Consider the following 3,421-nt stretch of genomic DNA (forward strand, 5'->3'; position numbering starts at 1 on the left):
CGCTCGGCCCTCGTCATCGCCTTCACCAGCAGCGTGCAGGCCTTCATGGCGGGGTCGCCGCACGTCGCCAGGTAGCACGACTTCTGGTAGCGGATCGGGTCGATCTCCGCGGCATCGACGAAGTCCGAGGTGTCGATGGTGCGGCTCCGCCCGGGCTCGCCCGGCTCCAGCTCCTCCTGGGTCAGCATCGCGTACTCCCCAGCGCTGCCTCGGCCCCCCTTCACGATGTCCTGGTACTCGACCTCGTCTCCGGTGGCCTGATTGACCGCTCGTCACGGATCCGCGACGACGTGCCCTTCTCGAGCTGATGGAAGTGCCCCTCGTGATCCTGGGCCCCGAGTACAACCCGACCGGAACGCTCACCAAGCCGAAAGACGACGACCCGGTCCAGATCGCGTGCGCCATCTCCGACCCCCTTCGTCTCCACCTGCCGAGTGCCCGCCTCGCGGGAGCCCGCACCTGCGTTGAAGCGATCCTGGTAGAGCCGCACGGCCTCGCGTGCCGCGTCGTTGCCCACCCGGGCTCAACCCACGGTGATGCGCGCCTCGTGGCCGGCGCGACGCACCAGTCGCCCGACGACCGGGTGGCCGGGGACCTCGCCGGCCACGAGCAACCCTCCCGAGGTCTGCGCGTCGGCCAGGAGGAGCAGCTCGTCCTCGCCACAGCCGGAGTCGACGTAGGGGCGGACCCACTCGAGGTTCCGACGCGAACCGCCCGGGACGAACCCGGCGGTGAGCGAGGACCTGGCGCCCTCGACGTAGGGCACCACGGCGGCGTCGATCTCGGCATCGACGCCGCTGGCCCGGCACAGCTTGAGCAAATGTCCGAGGAGCCCGAAACCGGTGACGTCGGTGGCGCACGACAAGCCCCCAGCAAGAGCCGCCCGTGACGCATCGCGGTTGAGCTCGGTCATCACCGCGACTGCCTCCGGGAAGGTCTCCCCCGTCGCCTTGTGGCGGTTGTTGAGCACCCCCAGGCCGAGCGGCTTGGTGAGGGTCAGCGGCAGCCCCTCCTCCCCGGCGTCGTTGCGGAGCAGGTGGGCCGGGTTGCCCAGACCGGTGACGGCGAGCCCGTACTTCGGCTCGCGGTCGTCGATGCTGTGCCCGCCGGCCAGATGGCATCCCGCGCGGTCGGCGATCTCTGCACCACCGGCGAGCACCTCCGCTGCCAGCTCGAACGGCAGGAGGTCCCGGGGCCAGGCCAGCAGGTTCACGGCCACCAGCGGCTCGCCGCCCATCGCATAGACGTCCGACAACGCGTTGGCCGCCGCGATTCTGCCCCAGTCACGCAGGTCGTCGACGACGGGGGTGAAGAAGTCGGTGGTCAGGATGACCGCACGATCGCCGTCGATGCGCACGACGGCAGCGTCGTCGCCGTTCTCCACGCCGACCAGCAGGTCGTCGCTCGCCCGACCACCGGTCAGAGAGCCCAGCACCCGCTCCAGCTCACCGGGTGGCACCTTGCAGGCGCAGCCTCCCCCGGCGGCGTACGACGTGAGGCGAGCGGGGAGGTCGACCGTCATACGTCCAGACTAGGTCGTGACCTTCCGCTGCTCAGCGGCCTGCCGCTCGAGCCGCTCGCGCTGGGGAACGACGGTGTACTTCGGGTCGCGGGCCGAGACCAGACCCGCCTCGAAGACGCCGAACCGGGTGACCACTGACCCCGCCACGAAGGACGCCCCCGCGATTCGCCGGGCGACCCGACTGCGCAGCCCCAGCACGGACAGGGCCAGGCCGACTCCGGTGAGGCTCTTGGCCGTCGACATCAAGCGGCCCGATCCGCCCTGGTGGTAGGGCTCGGCCACCATTCCGAGGCGGCGCGTCATCAGCGCGGTCGCGGCCGTCTCCGTCAACCCGCCGGCCACGGCCATGCGCAGGGCCGGTCCGCTCTCGGCGTACGGCGCGGCCAGCATGCCGAGCCCACCGGCACCTGCCATGCCGGACCCGCCGAAGAGGAAGGGCAGCTCGCGGTGTGCCTCGTGCCAGGCCGGCACGGCCGTGTTGGCCACCAGTGCCGCCGTGTACGTCGCGAGCGGCGGGCCGAGGGCCGCCGCGCCCAGCCCGGCGAGCCGCCCGAGCCGCGGCAGCCGGCCGGTCACGCGAGAGGTGACGGCCGCGCCGCTGAGCGTGGCGAAGGGCGCCAGGATGAACGAGCCGACCGACAGAGGCGAGGTGGGCTTGAAGACACGCAACATGTTCAGGAAGCGCGCAGGCCGGCCGAGGTCGTGCACCAGCGCGATGGTGCCCCCCGCCGCGCCCGCGGCCGCGGCGAGCCGGGCGACCCGCTCCAGCCCCGGCCGGTCGGTGGCGGCCGCGCCTTCGGCGAGCACGGCCGAGGCACCCGCCAGACCGCCGAGGAACAGGTAGAGCGGCACGTCCGGCGTCTTCCAGGTGGGCGTCTTGATGATCTGGCGTCCGTAGTAGGACTCGAACTGCGGCTCGGGGACCATCAGCCGCTCGCGGCGGCTCACCTCCTCCGCCCCGCGAACGCCGCCACGCCCAGCCCCGCCACGGCGAGCGCCGCGGCACCGACGTGCTTCCAGATGGAGCCGAGGTCGCGAGTGGTCACGACCGGGTCGGGCGGCAGCCCGTAGATCTCCGGCTCGTCGAGCAGCAGGAAGAACGCACCGTCGCCCCCGACGCCGTCCTCGGGGTCGCGGCCGTACAGGCGGGCGACATCGACCCCCTTCTCGTGCAGCTCCTCGAGCCGCCGGTCTGCCCGCTCGCGCAGCTCGTCGAGCTCGCCGAACTGGATCGACTCGGTCGGGCACGCCTGGGCGCAGGCCGGCTGCTGTCCCTCCTTGAGCCGGTCGTAGCAGAGCGTGCACTTGAAGGCCCGGCCGTCCTCGGGACGGATGTCGATGACGCCATACGGGCAGGCGGGGACGCAGTACCCGCAGCCGTTGCACACGTCGGGCTGGACCACGACGGTGCCGAACTCGGTGCGGAACAGGGCGCCGGTCGGGCACACGTCGAGACAGGCGGCATGGGTGCAGTGCTTGCAGACGTCGGACGACATCAGCCAGCGCACGCCGCCGTCCTCGGTCACCGCGTCGTCGTCGGGGAGCAGCACGGGCATCCCCAGGTCGACCGTGGTACCGGCGGGCTCGGCAGACGACGTCGACGTCGACGTTGGCTGCTCGACGAAGGCGACATGGCGCCAGGTGCTCGCGCCCAGCTCCTGGGTGTTGTCGTACGACATCCCGGTCAGCAGGTACCCGTCTTCGGGGACGTCGTTCCAGGTCTTGCAGGCCACCTCGCACGCCTTGCACCCGATGCAGACCGAGGTGTCGGTGAAGAAGCCCATGCGGGGCGGGTGCGATGCGTCGTACCCGGCATCGCCGGAGACGTCGGACAGCGGGCCGGAGAGACTGCCCATCAGTCGCCACTCCCCTCGGCCGGCGTCGCGGGGATGCCGGCCC

Annotated in this window: 4 protein-coding genes; all 4 read right to left on the minus strand. The window is 71.9% G+C overall.

Going from position 1 to position 3,421, the window contains the following annotated elements; genetic code table 11:
• Positions 1–224: Ku protein (locus VHW64_RS03535; RefSeq protein ID WP_329649126.1), on the minus strand; the 224-nt coding region annotated here is incomplete at its 3' end.
• 299 nt (positions 225–523) lie between these two features.
• Entirely contained in the window at positions 524–1,522 is a 999-nt protein-coding gene (selD, locus tag VHW64_RS03540; RefSeq protein ID WP_329649127.1) for a selenide, water dikinase SelD, read from the minus strand.
• A 9-nt stretch (positions 1,523–1,531) separates the two neighbouring features.
• Positions 1,532–2,470: an NrfD/PsrC family molybdoenzyme membrane anchor subunit gene (nrfD, locus tag VHW64_RS03545; protein WP_329649128.1), complete on the minus strand. Its 939-nt coding sequence runs from the start codon at positions 2,468–2,470 to the stop codon at positions 1,532–1,534.
• A partial coding sequence (locus VHW64_RS03550) for a 4Fe-4S dicluster domain-containing protein (protein WP_329649129.1) occupies positions 2,467–3,421 on the minus strand: 955 nt, incomplete at its 5' end. The genes VHW64_RS03550 and nrfD, both read right to left, overlap by 4 nt.

The sequence above is a fragment of the Nocardioides sp. genome, from assembly GCF_036267815.1.
Classification (GTDB): domain Bacteria; phylum Actinomycetota; class Actinomycetes; order Propionibacteriales; family Nocardioidaceae; genus Nocardioides.

Coding starts and splice junctions, on each gene's coding strand:
- selD (WP_329649127.1), bottom strand. CDS start 1,522: ATGACGGTCGACCTCCCCGCTCGCCTCACGTCGTACGCCGCCGGGGGA.